Annotated in this window: 1 pseudogene; it reads right to left on the bottom strand. The window is 73.1% G+C overall.

The window, feature by feature from the left end:
- Positions 1 to 249 (bottom strand): annotated as a pseudogene (locus tag CWC14_RS18935) (phosphate acyltransferase PlsX); the annotation flags it as partial.

Raw genomic sequence — 249 nt, 5'->3', positions numbered from 1 at the left:
TGCCAGCCAGCAGGGCGTGCGCTTCCTGCCCCTGCGCAGTCCCCTTGACCGACTCGACCCCCACGTTGCGCAGCCCCCCTCGTGGCCGCTCGACCGCGTCGATGAGGCGACTGCGCATCGCGCCCATGCGGGCGCACGCCAGCAGATGGTGCGGTGCGACATCGACGTTGGCGCCGAGATCCAGCAGGCTGCAGGCGCGCGCGCCGCGCGTGGGCACCGCGGCACAGATGGCAGGTCGCTCCACCCCTT

This window comes from Pseudoalteromonas sp. S3260, assembly GCF_005886925.1.
GTDB lineage: Bacteria > Pseudomonadota > Gammaproteobacteria > Enterobacterales > Alteromonadaceae > Pseudoalteromonas > Pseudoalteromonas tetraodonis.
Note: the sequence above shows the minus strand (reverse complement) of the source record. Positions and strands in the feature narration are given on the sequence as shown.